Source organism: Kribbella voronezhensis, from assembly GCF_004365175.1.
GTDB lineage: Bacteria > Actinomycetota > Actinomycetes > Propionibacteriales > Kribbellaceae > Kribbella > Kribbella voronezhensis.
The window spans coordinates 777,132-794,203 of sequence record NZ_SOCE01000001.1 but is presented as its reverse complement, the minus strand read 5'-3'; the positions used below and the strand labels follow the sequence as shown (position 1 = coordinate 794,203).

Below are 17,072 nucleotides of genomic sequence, written 5' to 3'. Positions count from 1 at the left end.
TCGTCATGACACGTCGACGGTTCCGCTTCGCCGCCATCGTCCTGGTCGTCCTGCTCGGGTGCCTGGGCACGCCGCCGGTCTTCGCCGCGCCGGCGTTGACGCTCTCGACGGTTGCCCTGGGCAACGTGTTCACCGACGGTCAGCAGGTGCAGGTCGGACTCAGCACGAGTGCGGCCTCGGTGAGCTGGACGGTGACCGACGTGAACGGCGCGACGGTGACCAGCGGAAGCCAGGCTGCCGCGAGTACGTTGCAGCTCCCGGTTACCACGCGCGGCTGGTATCAGCTGAGCGTGCAGGCGGCCGACAGCGGTGGAACAACGACAGCCCGGACGACCTTCGCGATCATCAGTCCACTGGGCGCGGCCCCGCAGTCAGGGATCACGACCAGTGTGCTGGGCGACTTCCAGAGCACGTCCGAAGGCTGGAGCTTCTACCCGGGCAGCGAATATCCGGGCGCCACCGGAAGCTTTGCCCAGGACACTTCCGACGGTCATACCGGCGGAAAGTCCGGTCGGCTGTCCGGCGACTTCTCCGGTGGTGGCGCCTACGTCAGCGTCAAACGCGCCGTACCGGCGGTCAGCGCCACCAGCTTGAGCTTCTGGGCCCGGACCGCCGGGAACGTGTCCTGGATCAACGTCCGGCTGACCGACTCGACCGGACAGGTGCACCAGCAGCGGGTGAACCTCTCGGGCGCGACGGATTGGCAGGCGCTGGCGATCACCCGCTTCGACGGGGGCCGGCAGTACGTTCACTTCGGTGGCGCGAACGACGGCGTGTGGCACGGCCCCGCGAAGGGCGTCGAACTGGTCCTGGATCGCAACGGAATCACCGGCGGCGGTACGACGGCCGCCATCAGCATCGACGACCTGACGGCCGGAGTACCCGCGGCGCAGCCGAACACGGTGCTCGGCGACTACGAGAGTTCGGCCGAAGGCTGGAGCTTCTACCCCGGGAGTGAATTTCCCGGCGCCACCGGGAGCTACACGCTCGACCCGAGTACCGGACACACCGGGGTCCAGTCGGCCAAGCTTTCCGCCGACTTCTCCGGCGGTGGGAACTACGTGGCGCTGCAACGCGAGCTGACCTCGCAGAACCTTTCGTCGCTGACCCTGTGGGTGCGTACCACTCAGCTGTCGTCGATCGGACTGCGACTGACGGATGCCACCGGTCAGGTCCATCAGCAACGCCTTCCGTTGTCCGGGACCTCGAACTGGCAGTCGCTGACCGTCTCCCGGTTCGACGCCGGTACGTCGTACCTGCACTTCGGCGGAGCGGACGACGGGATCTGGCACGGTCCGGCCAAGGCCGTCTCGCTCACGGTCGACAAGCCACAGATCATCGGTGGCGGGACAGCCGCGACTGTCAGCATCGACAGCGTGACGGCCTTGTACGCCGGCCCACTGCTCGGTGCCGGCACGCACTTCGGCGCGAAGTGGGGCCCGGATCCACTGCCGCTGGTCGCGCAGTCCGGCGCCCGCACGGTGCGCGACGAGGCCTACTGGGCCGACGCCGAGACGACGAGGGGGACGTTCGCCTTCCCGGCCAAGGTGACGAACTACCTGACCGCGTTGCAGAACAACTCGATCGATCCGCTGCTCATCGCCGACTACGGCAACTGTCTGTACGACTGCCCGGACCACGCGTTCAACGCGCCGTCCACCGATGCGGGGCGAGCAGCGTTCGCCAACTACGCCGACGCCCTGCTCACGAAGTACCCGCAGGTGAAGAACCTCGCGGTCTGGAACGAGTGGGACAACAACGCCGCCGGGCCGGCGAACAAGTCCCCGGACAGCTACCTGACCCTGCTGAAGGCGACGTACGCCAAGGTGAAGGCCGGCCATCCGGCGGTCACCGTGGTCGGCGGAGGCGACACAGACGTCACCCAGCTGGCCTGGTTCCAGTCGTTCGCAGCTCTCGGAGGCTTGCAGTATCTCGACGTCGTGTCGATCCATCCGTACAACTACCTCCACGCGCCGGAGAACCTCGGCACGTACATCGCGCAGCTACGAGCGATCATCCGCCAGTACAACGGCGGGGTCGACAAGCCGATCTGGATCACCGAGGCCGGCTGGCGGACGGCCACCAGCAGCGACTCGGTCGACGAAGCCACCCAGGCGATGTACCTGGCCCGTGCCGAACTCGTCACCCTTGGCCACGGCATCCAGCGGTACTACCTCTACGACTTCATGAACGACGGATCCGATCCGGCCGGACTGGAGGACAACTTCGGTCTCATCCACCACAGCTCCGACCCGCTCGGTCCGTACACCCCGAAGCCGTCGTTCGTCGCCTATGCGACCGCCGCCCGCCAACTCGCGGGCGCGACCTTCCTCGGCAGGGAGAACCCCGGCAACGGACTGATCGACCAGGTCTTCTCGGCCGCGGACGGATCACCGCTGCGCGCCATCTGGGCAGCCACCGGCGCCAACACGACGGTGACGGTGAATGCCGGCGGCCCGATCCAGGTCACCAGCCTGTACGGCCTGTCCACCACCTACACACCGGACGCCGCCGGCAACATCACCGTCCCGGTCGGCGTCCGGCCCGTCTACATCAAGGGCTCCACCATCAACTCCGTCAGTGCTCCGTGAGCCGGCTGATATTCAAAGGTCCAGCTCGACAGTCGCGAAGGAGTGTGGCGGTAGCGTCAACCGGAGACCTCGGTCGTCAATGGTCACGTCGGTCAACGGCACCGGAACAACAGCCTGCGGATCGGCCGCCGAGTTGTGCGCCTGCAACTCAGGTGCCGTGAGCAACCGTCCTTGATGCCCGCGGATCGTCGCCCCCCGCAGATCCAGTACGACGTCCGCCGGCGCGCCCGGGTCGAGGTTGGTCACCGACACCAGGGCCCGGTCGTCCTTCACGCTGGCCGAGGCGGTGAGCAGCTCGAGTTCCTTGCCCTCCAGCGCGTACGGCGTGGGCCGGTCGACCAGGTGCACCGGCACGGAGGTCGCGTCGTGATGGCCCTTGTTCATCTCGAACACGTGGTACGTCGGAGTGAGCACGAGCCCACCGCCGGCGTCGGTCAGCAGCATCGCCTGCAGGACGTTCACCGTCTGGGCGATGTTGGCCATCACCAGCCGCTCGGCGTGCCGGTGGAACACGTCGAAATGCAGGCTCGCCACCAACGCGTCGCGCAGGGCGTTCTGCTGATACAGGAAGCCAGGGTTCGTGCCCGGCTCGACGTCCCACCAGGTGCCCCATTCGTCGAGCACGAGGCCGATCTTGCGCTTCGGGTCGTAGGCGTCCATCACGGTCGAGTGACCGGTGAGCACGCGGTCGATGTCCTGCGCCTTGATCATGGTCCGGTAGTAGTCGTCGACCCCGAACTCGGTCGCGCTGCCCTTGTGCTCCCACGTCCCGGGCACCGTGTAGTAGTGCACCGAGATGGCCTGGAAGATGTTGCGCGGTTCGCCGCCCAGGGTGCTGATCGACTTCATCAGGGCTTCGGTCCAGGCGAGGTCGTCGTCGGAGGCGCCGGCCGCGATCCGGTAGAGCTTGTTGCCGTCGTGCTCGCGGCAGAAGGTGGCGTAGCGGCGGGCCAGTTCGACGTACGCGTCGGCGGACAGGTTGCCGCCGCAGCCCCAGGCCTCGTTGCCGATTCCCCAGAACGGAACCTTCCACGGCTCTTCCCGGCCGTTGGCCTTCCGCAGTCGGACCATCGGGCTGTCGCCGCTGCGGGTCAGGTACTCGACCCAGTCGCTCATCTCCTGGACGGTGCCGCTGCCGACGTTGCCGTTCACGTACGCCTCGGCGCCGAGCAGTTCGCACAGGGCCATGAACTCGTGGGTGCCGAAGTGGTTGTTCTCCTCGACGTTGCCCCAGTTGGTGTTGACCATCCCGGGCCGGTCCGAGCGCGGGCCGATGCCGTTCATCCAGTGGTACTCGTCGGCGAAGCAGCCGCCCGGCCAGCGCAGGTTGGGGATGTTCAGGGCACGCAGCGCCTCGACCACGTCGAGCCGGATGCCGCCCTCGTTCGGCAGGTCGGAGGACTCGCCGACGTAGAAGCCGTCGTACACGCACCGGCCGAGGTGTTCGGCGAAATGGCCGTAGAGGTGCCGGCTGATGGTGGGGCCGGGAAGGTCGAGGTCGATCACGATCCGGGCGGCTGCGGGGCTGGACAAGAGGGGTCTCCTAGGACTGAGGGCGGGTCCGGCGGCGGGCGATCGGGGCGCTGGCCGGACTGGGCAGGCCGAGCCGGCCGAGGAAGTGCTCCAGAGCGAAGGCCGCCATACCGAGTGCGACCGGGTTGCCGGGGACGCGGGAGACCTCGACGGTGAGGTCCGGCAGCGATCCGGGCAGGACATGGTCCGGCAGTTCCGCGCGGACCGCCGGCACGAGCCACTCCGCGAGAGCGGTCGAGGTCCAGCCGGTGAGGGTGATGTACGGGATGTCCAGCAGGGTGACGAGGTCGCCGAGCGCGGCGGCCAGGTAGTGCGCCGTACGGCGTGCGAGCTCGGCCAGCACCGGGTCGCCGGCAGCCAGGCCGGTGGCGACCGCGTCGATGAAATCGCGCTGCAGCGGCTGCCGCAGCGCCGGGTGGTCCTTGTCGATCTCCGCGAGCGAGGTCTCGATGCCGTGGACGCCGAGGTAGGCCTCGACGCAGCCACGGCGGCCGCAACGGCACTGGCGGCCGTCCAGTTGGAGCAGCGTGTGCCCCCACTCGCCGGCGTTGTTGTTGGCGCCGCGGATGAGTGCGCCGTCGATGGCGATCCCGGCGCCGACGCCGGTGCCGAGATTGACGACCGCCATGCTGTCGGCGACGCGGCCGACGCCGAACCACATCTCCGACAACGCGACCGCCTTGAGCGGATTGTCGACGTACACCGGGATCCGGAGACCCTGCGCCAGCAGTTCCTCGATCTTGACCTCGTGCCAGTCCCAGTTCGGCGCGAAGACGGAGACACCGGCACCGGGGCTGACCTGGCCCGGCATGCTGACGCCGACGCCGAGGATGCGATCGGCCTCGCCCGCGCCGGTCCCGACGGCCGCCTCGACCGCCCGGACGATCCCGTCGACCACGTACGCCTGGCTGTTCTCGTGCTCGTCCAGCGTCACCTCGCCGTGGCTGATCGGGGTCAGCGCGATGTCGAACAGGGTCGCGGCGACGTAGGTCTCGGCGACGTCCACACCGACGATGCGGCCGCGGTCGGGGTCGATCGCCAGCCGCTCGTACGGTCGTCCGACCGTCCGGCGCTCCAGGGCGGCGATCCGCAGTACGCCCTCGGACAGGAACTCGGTGACCAGCGTGGCCACCGTCGCGGTGCTGAGCCGGGTATGCCGGGCGATCTCCTGCCGGGTCGACGGACCCAGCTCGAAGAGCGCCCGGAGAACCTCGAACCGGCTTTCGTTGCGAAGGTCACGAGACGTCTGCCGCGGCACCATTTTCCCCTCCGGTCGTCGCTGGGCTCAGCCGTAGCGTACGAAGGACCGGATCGGCGGGGCCCGCGACGCCCCGGAGCAGCAGGGTCAGGCCGGACCAGCCGGCCGGTACCCACAAGACATCGGGGTCGCCGCCGGAGAAGGCGGGCCGGTCACCGATCCAGGTCCGGCCGAGGCACTCGCCGGCCGCCCAGCCGGTCACCCGCAGCTGCGAGCCGCCGAACCGGATCAGCAGACCTTCGTGATCGGCCGGAAGATCGATGTCGAGCCAGACCTCTTCGCCCGGTTCGAGGGTCAGCGGGAGCTCGACGTCCGACGTCACGGTGCTGCCGGTGGCGAAGGCGGTGAGCAGTTCGTCGTCCTGGACAGTGCAGGTCCAGTCCATCACTGGTTGCAGGCTCAGCAGCTCTGCGTGCAGCCCGGCGCCACTCGGATCGTGCTGCAGGGTGACCGCGACCTCGGTGGTCCCGGCCGGCAGCATCAGCCAGGGGTTCTCCCGATGAACGGTGATCGGCTCGCCGTCGTCCAGAGTGACCGTGATCGGTTGGTCGAGACCGCTGAAGTGGAGGGCCGAGCGTGTCGGGAGATCGAGGCGCCGCGAGTAGGTGATCGGTACGCCGACGCGCGTACTGCTCCAGCCTCCGAGCGACCGGATCGGCGCCGGCTCGCCCGACCAGTGGCCGTCCACCGTCCACAAGGCATCGAGGTCCTGGACACCTTCCACCTTCCAGACAGTGCCCAGTCCGCGGAGCGCGCCGAGGCGGAGAGCCGGCAGGCGGGCATCGTCGAAGTTGGCGTGTCCCCAGATCTCGACCGACGCGTCAATCTCACAGCGGCCTCGCGCGGCCCGTACGTCGACCCGCCGGGTCGCGCCGAAATCGGCAACGGCCGGTTGCAGCTGGCCGGCGATCGACAGCTCCACGATGTCGCAGGCGCCGACGAGCAGCAGTTCGTCGATCCCGGTCAGATCCGTCGTCGCGGAGTAGGTTCCACGACCACGGAAGACGCCGAGCGATTCCAGCGACGGCGGCAGGTCGTGGGTACCGGCCGACTTCGCCGGGGCCGCACCTGACCGCTGCCGGACGGTCCGGACCTCGGTCGCCGGGGCCAGGACCTTCCGGTCCCGGACATGATCCAGCTCGATCGTGCGGTCGGGCCGGATGGAGTTGAACCGCGCCGCGTTCGGCGGTGTCAGCACGACCAGATCGATGCCGTCGACAACTCTGCGCTCGACCCGGCCCGGGGTGGCCGGGATCTCGACCTGGGTCTGTCCCAGCACGACGGTGACAGGAACGACCGACGAGAACACCAGTACGCCGTCGCCGACAGCGACCAGATCCGCCGACGCGAGCGTCAAAGTCGTGTCCTGCAAGGGCAGATCGACCAGCATGAGCGGACACGACCCGGCCGCGACCGCCACGGACACCCCGTTGACGACCGCTCGTCCGGGAGCCTGGTCGAGGTTCGGTACGGCGATCAGCTGGCCGCCGCCGTCCAGGTCCAGCGCCGAGATCGACGAACTGGTCGGAAAGTCGGCCGTCACTTCGACGCGCGGCACCGTTGCGGTGGCGAGCGCCAGCTGAGACCCGAGGGCCGCGACGACGCGGGCGAGCACCCGCGCCTCGTCGTACTCCGGCCGGGTCGCCCCCGTCGGGGAGACGTAGCCGCCGAAGTCGTAGTCGTGGCTCATGAAGTTGCCTGGGGCACCCCAGTTCCCGGTGGACGGCGTGAAGCCGAAGTTCCAGCCGGACGACTGGAGATAGGGCGCGATCAGCGCGGCGCCACTGGCCAGGAGCCGACGGAGTGTTCGGTGCCGGCGGTTGGTTTCGGTGATCAGCAGGGGGAGCCCGCGATCGGCGAGCAGCCCGGCGTACCGGCGTACCTCTGCCTCGATGTGCGGCGAGTCGTCGTTCGGGTAGAAGTTGCAGGCGGCCACGACGCCGGGGACGTCACCGGTGGCGCCGGCGAGGTCGCCCTGCCCGGCGCAGGCGATCAGCGGCACGGTGATGCCGTGGTCGATCGCCTGGTCGCGCAGGGAGGTGAGGTAACCGGTGCGGTCCCCGCAGTCGAAGAAGTCGAGCTCGTTCTCCAACTGGACCATGACGACCGGACCCGCCGGATACTGCCGCTCGGCGAGCAGCGGCAGCACCTGGTCGAACCAGGCCGTCACCTGGGCGAGGTACCGCGGTTCGTTCTGCCGGACCCGTACGTCGGGATCGAGGCCCAGCCAGGCCGGCAGGGCGCCGCCGTCCCACTCCGAGCAGATGTACGGGCCCGGCCGGGCGATCACCGACAGGCCCACCTCGTGGGCGAGATCGAGGAATGCGGCGACATCGCGGCGGCCGTCGAACGACCACCTGCCGGGCGCGACCTCGTGGAAGTTCCACGGCAGGTAGACGTCGACGCAGGTGTAGCCCGACGTCCGGATCTGCTCCAGGCGGCTCCGCCATTGCTCCCGCGGCAGGCGGAAGTAGAACAACGATGCGCAGAGCAACAATTTCGGCCGGCCGTCGATCCAGATGCCCTGGGCATCGAGTTCGACGCCGGTACCGACCGTGGTGGACGAACTCACTTGACCCCCGCACTGCCGCCGCTGATGTCCATCTCGTACAGGTACCGCTGACCGAGGTAGTAAACCAGGATCATCGGCAGCGTGAGCAGGATGGAGCCCACCATCACCAGGTTCCACGGCGGAGCCTGGAGCGCCTGCGACGTACTGGTGATGTACTGCACGCCCAGTGCCAGTGGCATCTTCGACTCGTCGTTCAGGTAGATCAACGGTCCCATGAAGTCACCCCAGGTGGCCGTCAGGGTGAAGATGCCGATCGCGATGAGTACCGGAGCGAGCATCGGCAGCATGATCCGGCGGTAGATACCGAAGAAGCCGAGCCCGTCCACCATCGCGGCCTCGTCGATCTCACTTGGCAGCCGGGAGACGAACTGGCGGACCAGGAAGACGTTGAAGGCGTTGGAGAAGAAGTTCGGCACGATCAGCGGCAGATAGGTGTTCACCCAGCCCAGCTCCTTGAACAGCAGGAACTGGGGGATCATCGTGATCTGCGAGGGGATCATCATGGTCGCGATGACGATGATGAACAGGGCGTTCTTGCCCGGTGCGCGCAGCCGGGCGAACGCGTAACCGACCAGGCCGCTGGACAGCACCTGGCCGGCCACGGCACCGGCCGAGATGATCACCGAGTTGAGCAGGAACCGCTGCATCGGCAGCTCGGTGCCGAACACCCGGGTGAAGTTCTCCCAGTGGAACTCGCGCGGGATGATCGTGAAGGTGTTCGCGTTCACCGTCTGGTCACTGGACAACGCGATCGAGATCACGAACACCAGCGGGACGCAGAGCACGGCCGACACGATGATCAGCGTCGCATAGCTGAACGGCGTCGAGCGCTTGGCGCGAACCACCCGTTCGGTACTGCGGACACTCTGCCCGGGGGCGGCGGTGGAAAGAGCGGTAGCCATCACTTCACCTCGGTCTCGTAGAACACCCAGCGCCGCGCGGTCCGGAAGGCGATCAGCGTGAACACCAGGATCACGGCGAACAGCAGCCAGGAGATCGCCGAGGCATAACCCATGTGGTAGAAGGAGAACGCCTCGTTGAACAGCAGCGGCACCATCGTCTGGCTCGCGTTGTCCGGTCCACCCTTGGTCAGGATGTACACCTGGGAGAACACCTGGAAGGCGCCGATCAGCCCCATGATCAGGTTGAAGAAGATGATCGGCGTCAACTGCGGGACGGTGATGCTCCAGAACTGCCGGACCGGGCCGGCGCCGTCCACCTCGGCCGCCTCGTACAGCTCACGAGGGATGCCTTTCATTGCCGCGAGCAACAGGACGGTCGCGCCACCGGCTCCCCAGACCGACAGCAGGATCAGCGCGGGTTTCACCCAGACCGACTCCAGCAGCCACGACGGGCCCGGGATGCCGAACAGCCCGAGCGCGTCGTTCAGCGGGCCGGACGGGGCGAGCACCATCTTGAAGATCATCGCCGTCGCGACCAGTGGCACCAGCGTCGGCAGGTAGATCAGGGTCCGGAACAGCTTGCGCAGCCGGACCCCCTTGTTCAGCAGGTTGGCGAGCCACAGTCCGATCACCAGGCCGAGCGGGACCGAAACCGCCGCGTAGTAGAACGTGTTCCACAACGCCTTCCAGAAGATCGGATCGTCGGTCAGCAACCGGACGTAGTTGTCCAGCCCGACCCACTTGGGCGCGGTGAACGAGTCCCAGTCCGTCAGCGAGATGTAGACCGACGCGATCATCGGACCGAGCAGGAACACCACGAAGCCGATGATCCACGGCGACGCGAACAGGTAGAACCACAGCGCCTCCCGGCGCCGGAGCATCGACATCAGCCCGCGGGCTTGACGATGGTCTCGAGCCGCTGCTGGATCGCGGTCAACGAGGTCCGGGCGTCCTTCTTGCCGAGCCAGAAGTCGGCCAGTCCGTCGTCGAACGCCTTCTGCATCTCGTTCCAGGCCGGGATGAACGGCGCCCGGTAGACGAACGAACTCGACTCGGCGAACACGTTCATGTCCACCGGCTTGGTCATCCACGCGGGTTTGAGGAACGCGTTGCTCTTCTGTACCTCGATACTGGCCGGCACGTCCTCGCCGGTGGCGATGATCTTCTGCTGTGCCTCGGGCGAGGTGAGGAACTCGATCGCCTTGAACGCGGCCTCGGGGTTCTTCGCGGTCCGGGAGATGGCGAGCCCGCTGCCGAAGGCGGTCACGGCCTGCTCCTTGCCACGCCACAGCGGTGCGATGTTCCAGTCGATCTTGGACTTGGCCAGTCCGCTGATGCCCCAGAAGCCGGTGGTGTTGACCGCGAGCTTGCCGTTCGCGAACGCACCGTCGGCGCCGACGTCGGCGCCCATGTCGGCGAACTGCTTCGGCGTGGGGACGACGCCGTGCTTGAAGACCAGGTCGCCGGTCCACTGCAGCGCCTCGATGACCTCGTCGGTGGCCACGGCGGGCTTGCCGGCGTCGTCGATGATCTTGCCGCCGTTCTGGTAGACGAAGCTCCACCACTGCGCCCACCAGCCACCGCCGCCGTAACCCCACTGCTTGCCGGGGATGGTGAGTTCCTTGAACGCGGACAGCGCGTCGTCCCAGGTCCAGTCCGCCGTCGGCGGCTTGATGCCCTTGGCATCGAACAGGCCCTTGTTGTAGTAGACGATCATCGCGCCGGAGCGGTCCGGGATCGCGTAGACCTTGTCCTGGTAGGAGTAGATCTTCCCGATCGAGCCGAACCGCTGCTCCAGGTCCAGCCCGGCCTTCTTCGCCAGGTCGTCCAGCGGCATGATCTGGTTCTTGCTGGAGTAGACGTTGACGTTCTCGGCCACCTGCATGATGTCCGGGCCCTTGCCGCCCGCGATCATCGTCTGCACCTTCTGCGCGTAACCGTCGCCGGGAATCAACTGGAGCTTGACCTTGAGCTCCGGGAACTTCTTCACCAGCGCGTCGATCCGCTGCTGGTACGTCGTCTTGTCGGTGTCCCCGCCCCACACGGTCATCACCAGGTCGGCAGCGCCCCCACCGCCACCGCCCGGCTTCTTGTCACTGTCCGAGCCGCACGCGGTCAGCGTGATGATGCCGGCCGCGACTCCTACGCCGAGAAAACCCCGCCGCGTGAGCTGTGTCCTGTCGATCGCCATCGCGCAGTCTCCTTGCCTCGTGAACCGTCCGGGAGACGGTCCGGGCGGGCCGCTTCGGGGTTCGAATGCGGGTTAAGTTAACCCTCAGAATAATTCTGGGCAAGACCTCGGAAAGCGTTGGTCCGAACCGTGACCGTTTGTCGCCCGCCTGCCTGAGGCGCAAATCGTGAACGCTAACAATCTGGCCTCGGAGGTGTTGACGTACCGAAAGTTAACGCTAACATTCAGCCCAATCGGTCCCGGACCGGTACGACAAGGGAGGCGCTGTAGTGAAGAGACTGGTGGCGGTTGCGACGAGCCTGGTGCTCGCCGGCAGCCTGGTGGCTTGCGGAGGTGACAAGCCCAAGCCGAGTGCGTCCAGCGACAGCATCACGATGGGCTTCGCCCAGGTCGGCGCCGAGAGCGGCTGGCGGACGGCGAACACGAAGTCGATCCAGGAGACCGCCAAGACGGCGGGGATCGAGCTGAAGTTCTCCGACGCCCAGCAGAAGCAGGAGAACCAGATCAAGTCGATCAGGTCCTTCATCCAGCAGAAGGTGGACGTGATCGCCTTCTCGCCGGTGGTCGAGACCGGCTGGGACACCGTGCTGATGGAGGCCAAGCGGGCCAACATCCCGGTCGTCCTGACCGACCGCGCGGTCGACTCCAAGGACACCTCGCTCTACAAGACCTTCCTCGGCTCCGACTTCGTTGTCGAGGGCAAGAAGGCCGGCGAGTGGCTGGTCAAGGAGGGCGACGCGGCGGACGTGAACAAGGACGGCAGCATCAAGGTCGTCGAGCTGCAGGGGACGACCGGCGCGGCGCCGGCCATCGACCGCAAGAAGGGCTTCGAGGACGCCATGAAGGCGAACCCGAAGATCACCATCGCGGCCTCGCAGACGGGTGACTTCACCCGTGACGGCGGCAAGAAGGTGATGGAGTCGTTCCTGAAGTCGCAGAAGAACATCGACGTGGTGTTCGCGCACAACGACGACATGGGGCTCGGCGCGATCGAGGCGATCGAGGCGGCCGGACTCAAGCCGGGCAAGGACATCCAGATCATCAGCATCGACGCGGTGAAGGACGGGATGACCGCGCTGGCGGCCGGCAAGATCAACTACATCGTCGAGTGCAACCCGCTGCTCGGCCCACAACTGATGGACCTGGCGAAGAAGGTCGTGGCCGGTGAGTCGGTGCCCGCACGGGTGCTGACCGAGGAGACCACGTTCGACCAGGCCGCTGCCAAGGCGGCCCTGCCCTCGCGGCAGTACTGATCCAGTTCCACCGCCCAGCTGCCCGCGAGGCCGGTCCCTGCCCGGCCTCGCGGGCGATCCGCACGTGAAGGAATCTCGATGACTCAGGTGACCACTTCGATCCCGCCACCGGCCGTCGGCACGCCTGTCGTCGAGATGCGCGGGATCTCCATCAGCTTTCCCGGCGTCAAGGCGCTGGCCGATGTCGACTTCCGGCTGCTGCCCGGCGAGGTGCACGCCCTGATGGGTGAGAACGGCGCCGGGAAGTCGACCCTGATCAAGGCCCTGACCGGCGTCTACACGATCGACGAGGGCACCGTGACGGTGGCGGGCACCGACCACCGGTTCGCCTCACCGGCCGACTCGCAGGCCGCGGGCATCAGCACGGTCTACCAGGAGGTCAATCTCTGCACGAACCTGACGGTCGCGGAGAACATGCTGCTCGGCCGCGAACCGCACCGGTTCGGCCGGATCGACGTCAAGGCGATGAACCGCCGGGCGCGGTCGATCCTGGACCGGCTCGGCCTGTCGATCGACCCGGGCTCGTCGCTGGGCGAGCACTCGATCGCGATCCAGCAACTGGTGGCGATCGGCCGTGCGCTCGACATCGACGCCCGGGTACTGATCCTCGACGAGCCGACGTCCAGCCTGGACGCCGACGAGGTGGCCAAACTGTTCGCGGTGATGGGCGATCTGCGCGACCAGGGAGTGGCGATCCTGTTCGTCTCCCACTTCCTGGACCAGGTCTTCGAGATCTCCGACCGGATGACGGTCCTGCGGAACGGGAAGCTCGTCGGTGAGTACCTGACCCGGGACACCACTCAGCTCGCGCTGGTCGAGGCCATGATCGGTCGCGAACTGGAGACCCTGGACCGGCTCGAGCACCAGGCTCCGACCGCCGCGCCCGACGAGGCGCGCGTCCCGCTCCTGCAGGTGCTGGGGCTGAGCCGCAAGGGAAGCTTGCAGGCCGTCGATCTGGAGATCTACGACGGCGAGGTGATCGGGGTCGCGGGTCTGCTGGGTTCTGGCCGCACCGAACTCGCCCGGTTGCTGTTCGGCGCCGATACCGCGGACGCCGGCACGATCGACGTACGGGGTTCCCGGCGCCGGTTCCGTACGCCGCGCGGTGCCATCGGCGCGAAGATCGCGTTCTCGAGCGAGAACCGCCGGGCCGAAGGCGTGGTCGAGGACCTGACCATCGCCGACAACATGCTGCTGACGCTGCAGGCCGCCCGCGGCTGGCTGCGCCCGGTGCCGCAGCGAACCCGTGATCGGCTGGTGACGGAGTACATCAAGGCGCTCGACATCCGCCCGCCCGACCCAAGCGCACTGATGCGCAACCTGTCCGGCGGCAACCAGCAGAAGGTGCTGCTGGCTCGCTGGCTGATCACCCAGCCGGAGTTGCTGATCCTGGACGAACCGACCCGCGGGATCGACATCGGCGCCAAGACCCAGATCCAGCAACTGGTCGCGAAGCTCGCCGACGAGGGCATGTCGGTGGTCTTCATCTCCACCGAACTCGAGGAGGTTCTCCGGCTCAGCGACCGCGTCGTGGTGATGCGGGACCGGGCCAAGATCGCGGACCGGTTCAACGACGAAAGCGTCACCGTGGCAGGGATCCTGGCGACCATCGCCGCCGGCGGCGCCGACACGAAGGAAGAGGACTCCGATGCGTGAACTCCTCCGGCGGCCATTGTTCTGGTCGACGCTCGCGCTGTTGTTGCTGATAGCACTCAATACGGCTGTCACCCCGTCGTTCCTGTCGGTGCGGCTGCAGGACGGTCATCTGTACGGCAGCCTGATCGACATCCTTCGCAACGGTGCGCCGGTCCTGCTGGTGGCACTGGGAATGACGCTGGTGATCGCCACCCGCGGGATCGACCTCTCGGTCGGTGCCGTGGCTGCGATCGCCGGCGCCGTGGCCTGCGTGTACATCGCGGGTTCTGATCGGCCGGCGGCCACCTCGACGGTGGTCAGCGCCGTCGCGCTCGCGGTCGGCGTCTGCATTCTGCTCGGGCTGTGGAACGGGTTCCTGGTCTCGGTGTTCGGGATCCAGCCGATCATCGCCACCCTCGTGCTGATGACAGCCGGCCGCGGACTCGCGATGCTGATCACCGACGGCCAGATCACCACCGTGGTCAACCCGGCCTTCAAAGTGCTCGGCGCGGGCTTCGTGGCCACCTTGCCGGTGGCGATCCTGATCGCTCTCGCGGTCTTCGCGGTGACGGCGGTCCTGGCACGGCGTACGGCGCTCGGCATGCTCATCGAGTCGGTCGGCATCAACCCGGAGGCGAGCCGGCTCGCCGGGGTCCGGGCCCGGACGATCACCTGGACCGTCTACGTGTTCTGCGCCTTCTGCGCCGGCGTCGCCGGTCTGATGATCGCCTCGAACACGAGTGCGGCCGACGCGAACAACGCCGGTCTGTGGATCGAGCTGGACGCGATCCTGGCCGTCGTGATCGGCGGCACTTCGCTGGCCGGCGGCAAGTTCTCGCTGCTCGGGACGCTGGTCGGCGCGATGTTCATCCAGACCCTGGCCACCACGATCCCGACGATCGGGATTCCGGCCGAGGCCAACTACCTGTTCAAGGCGGTCGTGGTGATCGCGGTTTGTCTTCTGCAGTCTCCCAGGGCCCGCGCGGCGTTCCGCAGCCGTCGTCCCGTCTCCACCGTGAAGGCCGGTGCAGCATGACCACCTCGACTTCGGTGACCGCGTCGCCGACCTTCCTCGATCGCGTTCGCACGTACAGTCCGCCACGTCGGTATCTGCCGGTGGCCGCGACGGTCGCGTTGCTGATCGGCATGTTCGGCGCCGGATCCCTGCGCTACCAGGGTTTCGCGGATCCGCAGGTCGTGCTGAACCTGTTCGTGGACAACGCGTTCCTGCTGGTACTGGGCGTCGGGATGACGTTCGTGATCCTCACCGGCGGTATCGACCTGAGCGTCGGGTCGGTCGTCGCGCTGTCCACCATGATCGCCGCGTCGACCTTGCAGGCGGGCTGGCCGGCGCCGGTAACGATCATCGCCGTGCTCGTGTCAGGGACACTCCTCGGGACCTTGATGGGCCTGGTGATCCATTACTTCGAGGTGCAGCCGTTCATAGCCTCGTTGGCGGTGATGTTCCTGGCGCGCGGGCTCTGCTATCTGATCAGCGTCGAGTCGATTCCGATCCGGGAGGGCACCTTCACGGCCTTCGCTCAGGGGTCCGTGCCGCTACCGGGTGGGTACCACGTCACGCCGAGCGTCGTCGTCGCTGTCGTCGTGTTCGCGATCGGTGCCTGGGTGCTGCACATGACCCGGTTCGGTCGCACTGTCTACGCCGTGGGCGGCAGTGAGAGCTCGGCCCACCTGATGGGCTTGCGGGTCGCGTTCGTCAAGGTCGGCGTCTACACGATCAGCGGGCTGTGCTCGGCGCTGGCCGGGTTGCTGTTCGCGGCGTACACGCTGTCGGGCTACAGCCTGCACGCGGTGGGGATGGAGCTCGACGCGATCGCGGCCGTCGTCATCGGCGGGACGCTGCTGACGGGTGGCCGTGGGCTGTTGCTGGGGACGATGTTCGGCGTCCTGCTGCTCGGCACCATCCAGACGTTCATCTCTTTCGACGGAACGTTGAGTTCGTGGTGGACGAAGATCTCGATCGGGACGCTGCTGCTGATCTTCGTGGTGATCCAGCGGTTGCTGACCCGGCGGCAGAACTGATCAGCGCGGACTGGTGCTCTGCCGGACGATCAACTCGGCGGCGATCCGCTCGCTGCCGGGTCGTCCGGCGCCGCTCATCTGCTCGGACAGCAAGGCGAAGGTCCGCCGCCCGACCGCGGTGAAGTCCTGCCGGACCGTCGTCAGCGGCGGGTTGAAGAACTCGGCCTCCGGGATGTCGTCGAAGCCGACGATGTGCACGTCCGCCGGAGCGCTGATCCCGGCCTCGGTGAACGCCCGCAGCAGGCCGAGCGCCATCTGGTCGTTGGCGACGAAGACCGCGCCCAGGTCGCGCTTGGCGGCCAGGGTCCGGCCGGCCTCGTACCCCGAGCGCGGGCTCCAGTCGCCCCGGATCAACCGCGGCGGCCGCGCGCCGTGAGCCTTGAGCGTCTCGCGCCAGCCGCGCTCACGTTCGGCGGCCTCGAGCCAGTCGGCCGGTCCGGCGACGTGCCAGACGGTGGCGTGGCCGAGCGACAGCAGATGTTCGGTGGCGAGCCGGGCGCCGTCGTACTGGTCGACCGCGACGGCCGGGGTCGGGCCGGCCGCGCCGCCGACCGCGACGAGCGGGATGTCGTGGGGCGCGAACTCCAGGGCCTCGGCCGTCGCGACGTGGGGAGCGATGACGACGATGCCCTCGACTCCCTGGCGCTGCAGGGTCTCGACGGCCTCGGCGATCGACCCCCGGCCCGGTTGGCCCACGCTCGCGACGGTGATCGCGAAGCCGGCGTCCCGCGCGGCGCACTCGATCCCGTACAGCGTGCTGGCCGGTCCGTAGAGGGTGGAGTCCATCGTCACTACGCCGAGCGTTCCGGTCCGGCCGGTGACGAGGGCCCGGGCGGCGGTGTTCGGGCGGTATCCCAGCGTCTCGATCGCGGCCCGGACCCGTTCGCGGGTGGCCGGCCGGACGACCTCGCTGTCGTTGATTACCCGGGACACCGTCATGTGCGACACCCCGGCGAGCGCGGCGACGTCGGTCAGGCTCGGCGCACGCCGCGCGGACGGCGTCGTAACCTCCGGCACCTGCTCGATCTCTGAACCGTTGGGCACGGTCTCACCTCCGCGTCGTCTCGTCGGTTGGATTCTGTCATCCGACGCGA

General features: G+C 67.7%; 12 protein-coding genes. 5 read left to right on the top strand and 7 right to left on the bottom strand.

Features of this window, described 5'->3' with window-relative positions; translation table 11 throughout:
* Window positions 1-5: 5 nt before the first annotated feature.
* Complete coding sequence (locus tag EV138_RS03470; RefSeq protein WP_133976993.1) at window positions 6-2,591, top strand: glycosyl hydrolase; 2,586 nt, start codon at window positions 6-8, stop codon at window positions 2,589-2,591.
* Window positions 2,592-2,603: 12 nt separating this feature from the next.
* Here EV138_RS03470 and EV138_RS03465 read toward each other — a convergent pair whose 3' ends face one another.
* Genes EV138_RS03465 through EV138_RS03440 form a run of 6 tightly spaced genes read right to left on the bottom strand, consistent with a single transcriptional unit; the run spans window position 2,604 to window position 11,047 of the window.
* The gene (locus EV138_RS03465) at window positions 2,604-4,124 is read right to left on the bottom strand and encodes an alpha-N-arabinofuranosidase (RefSeq protein ID WP_133976992.1); all 1,521 of its coding nucleotides are present in this window, start codon (window positions 4,122-4,124) and stop codon (window positions 2,604-2,606) included.
* Between the two features lie 10 nt (window positions 4,125-4,134).
* Complete coding sequence (locus tag EV138_RS03460) at window positions 4,135-5,385, bottom strand: ROK family transcriptional regulator (protein WP_133976991.1); 1,251 nt, start codon at window positions 5,383-5,385, stop codon at window positions 4,135-4,137.
* Window positions 5,360-7,954, bottom strand: a complete 2,595-nt coding sequence (locus tag EV138_RS03455; RefSeq protein ID WP_133976990.1) for a beta-galactosidase — start codon at window positions 7,952-7,954, stop codon at window positions 5,360-5,362. The genes EV138_RS03460 and EV138_RS03455 overlap by 26 nt, the downstream gene beginning before the upstream one ends.
* Window positions 7,951-8,856, bottom strand: coding sequence for a carbohydrate ABC transporter permease (locus tag EV138_RS03450; protein WP_133976989.1), 906 nt, complete (start codon window positions 8,854-8,856; stop codon window positions 7,951-7,953). Before EV138_RS03450 ends, EV138_RS03455 begins: the two co-directional genes overlap by 4 nt.
* A complete protein-coding gene (locus tag EV138_RS03445) occupies window positions 8,856-9,737 on the bottom strand; it encodes a carbohydrate ABC transporter permease (protein ID WP_232828687.1) in 882 nt (293 codons plus the stop codon). The genes EV138_RS03450 and EV138_RS03445 overlap by 1 nt, the downstream gene beginning before the upstream one ends.
* Before the next feature lie 5 nt (window positions 9,738-9,742).
* Entirely contained in the window at window positions 9,743-11,047 is a 1,305-nt protein-coding gene (locus EV138_RS03440; protein ID WP_133976988.1) for an ABC transporter substrate-binding protein, read from the bottom strand.
* 269 nt (window positions 11,048-11,316) lie between these two features.
* On the opposite strand from EV138_RS03440, the gene EV138_RS03435 reads away from it, so the two are divergent.
* The 4 genes from EV138_RS03435 to yjfF all read left to right on the top strand — a co-directional run bounded on the left by EV138_RS03435 (window position 11,317) and on the right by yjfF (window position 15,978).
* Window positions 11,317-12,300, top strand: coding sequence for an ABC transporter substrate-binding protein (locus EV138_RS03435; protein ID WP_166678477.1), 984 nt, complete (start codon window positions 11,317-11,319; stop codon window positions 12,298-12,300).
* Window positions 12,301-12,378: 78 nt separating this feature from the next.
* A complete protein-coding gene (locus tag EV138_RS03430) occupies window positions 12,379-13,956 on the top strand; it encodes a sugar ABC transporter ATP-binding protein (protein WP_133976987.1) in 1,578 nt (525 codons plus the stop codon).
* Window positions 13,949-14,971, top strand: a complete 1,023-nt coding sequence (locus EV138_RS03425) for an ABC transporter permease (protein ID WP_133976986.1) — start codon at window positions 13,949-13,951, stop codon at window positions 14,969-14,971. The genes EV138_RS03430 and EV138_RS03425 overlap by 8 nt, the downstream gene beginning before the upstream one ends.
* Window positions 14,968-15,978 (top strand): galactofuranose ABC transporter, permease protein YjfF, encoded by a 1,011-nt coding sequence (gene yjfF, locus EV138_RS03420; RefSeq protein ID WP_133976985.1) that lies wholly within the window; start codon window positions 14,968-14,970, stop codon window positions 15,976-15,978. Before EV138_RS03425 ends, yjfF begins: the two co-directional genes overlap by 4 nt.
* Here yjfF and EV138_RS03415 read toward each other — a convergent pair whose 3' ends face one another.
* Window positions 15,979-17,022 carry a LacI family DNA-binding transcriptional regulator gene (locus tag EV138_RS03415; RefSeq protein WP_238157938.1) on the bottom strand — a complete coding sequence of 348 codons (1,044 nt, stop codon included), beginning with the start codon at window positions 17,020-17,022 and terminating at the stop codon, window positions 15,979-15,981. It lies immediately after the preceding gene.
* Window positions 17,023-17,072 lie beyond the last annotated feature (50 nt).

Excerpts from the sequence above, each read along its gene's own strand:
- EV138_RS03470 (WP_133976993.1), top strand. The coding sequence starts at position 6 with ATGACACGTCGACGGTTCCGCTTCGCCGCCATCGTCCTGGTCGTCCTG.
- EV138_RS03460 (WP_133976991.1), bottom strand. The coding sequence starts at position 5,385 with ATGGTGCCGCGGCAGACGTCTCGTGACCTTCGCAACGAAAGCCGGTTC.
- EV138_RS03450 (WP_133976989.1), bottom strand. The coding sequence starts at position 8,856 with ATGGCTACCGCTCTTTCCACCGCCGCCCCCGGGCAGAGTGTCCGCAGT.
- EV138_RS03445 (WP_232828687.1), bottom strand. The coding sequence starts at position 9,737 with ATGCTCCGGCGCCGGGAGGCGCTGTGGTTCTACCTGTTCGCGTCGCCG.
- EV138_RS03440 (WP_133976988.1), bottom strand. The coding sequence starts at position 11,047 with ATGGCGATCGACAGGACACAGCTCACGCGGCGGGGTTTTCTCGGCGTA.
- EV138_RS03430 (WP_133976987.1), top strand. The coding sequence starts at position 12,379 with ATGACTCAGGTGACCACTTCGATCCCGCCACCGGCCGTCGGCACGCCT.
- EV138_RS03425 (WP_133976986.1), top strand. The coding sequence starts at position 13,949 with ATGCGTGAACTCCTCCGGCGGCCATTGTTCTGGTCGACGCTCGCGCTG.
- yjfF (WP_133976985.1), top strand. The coding sequence starts at position 14,968 with ATGACCACCTCGACTTCGGTGACCGCGTCGCCGACCTTCCTCGATCGC.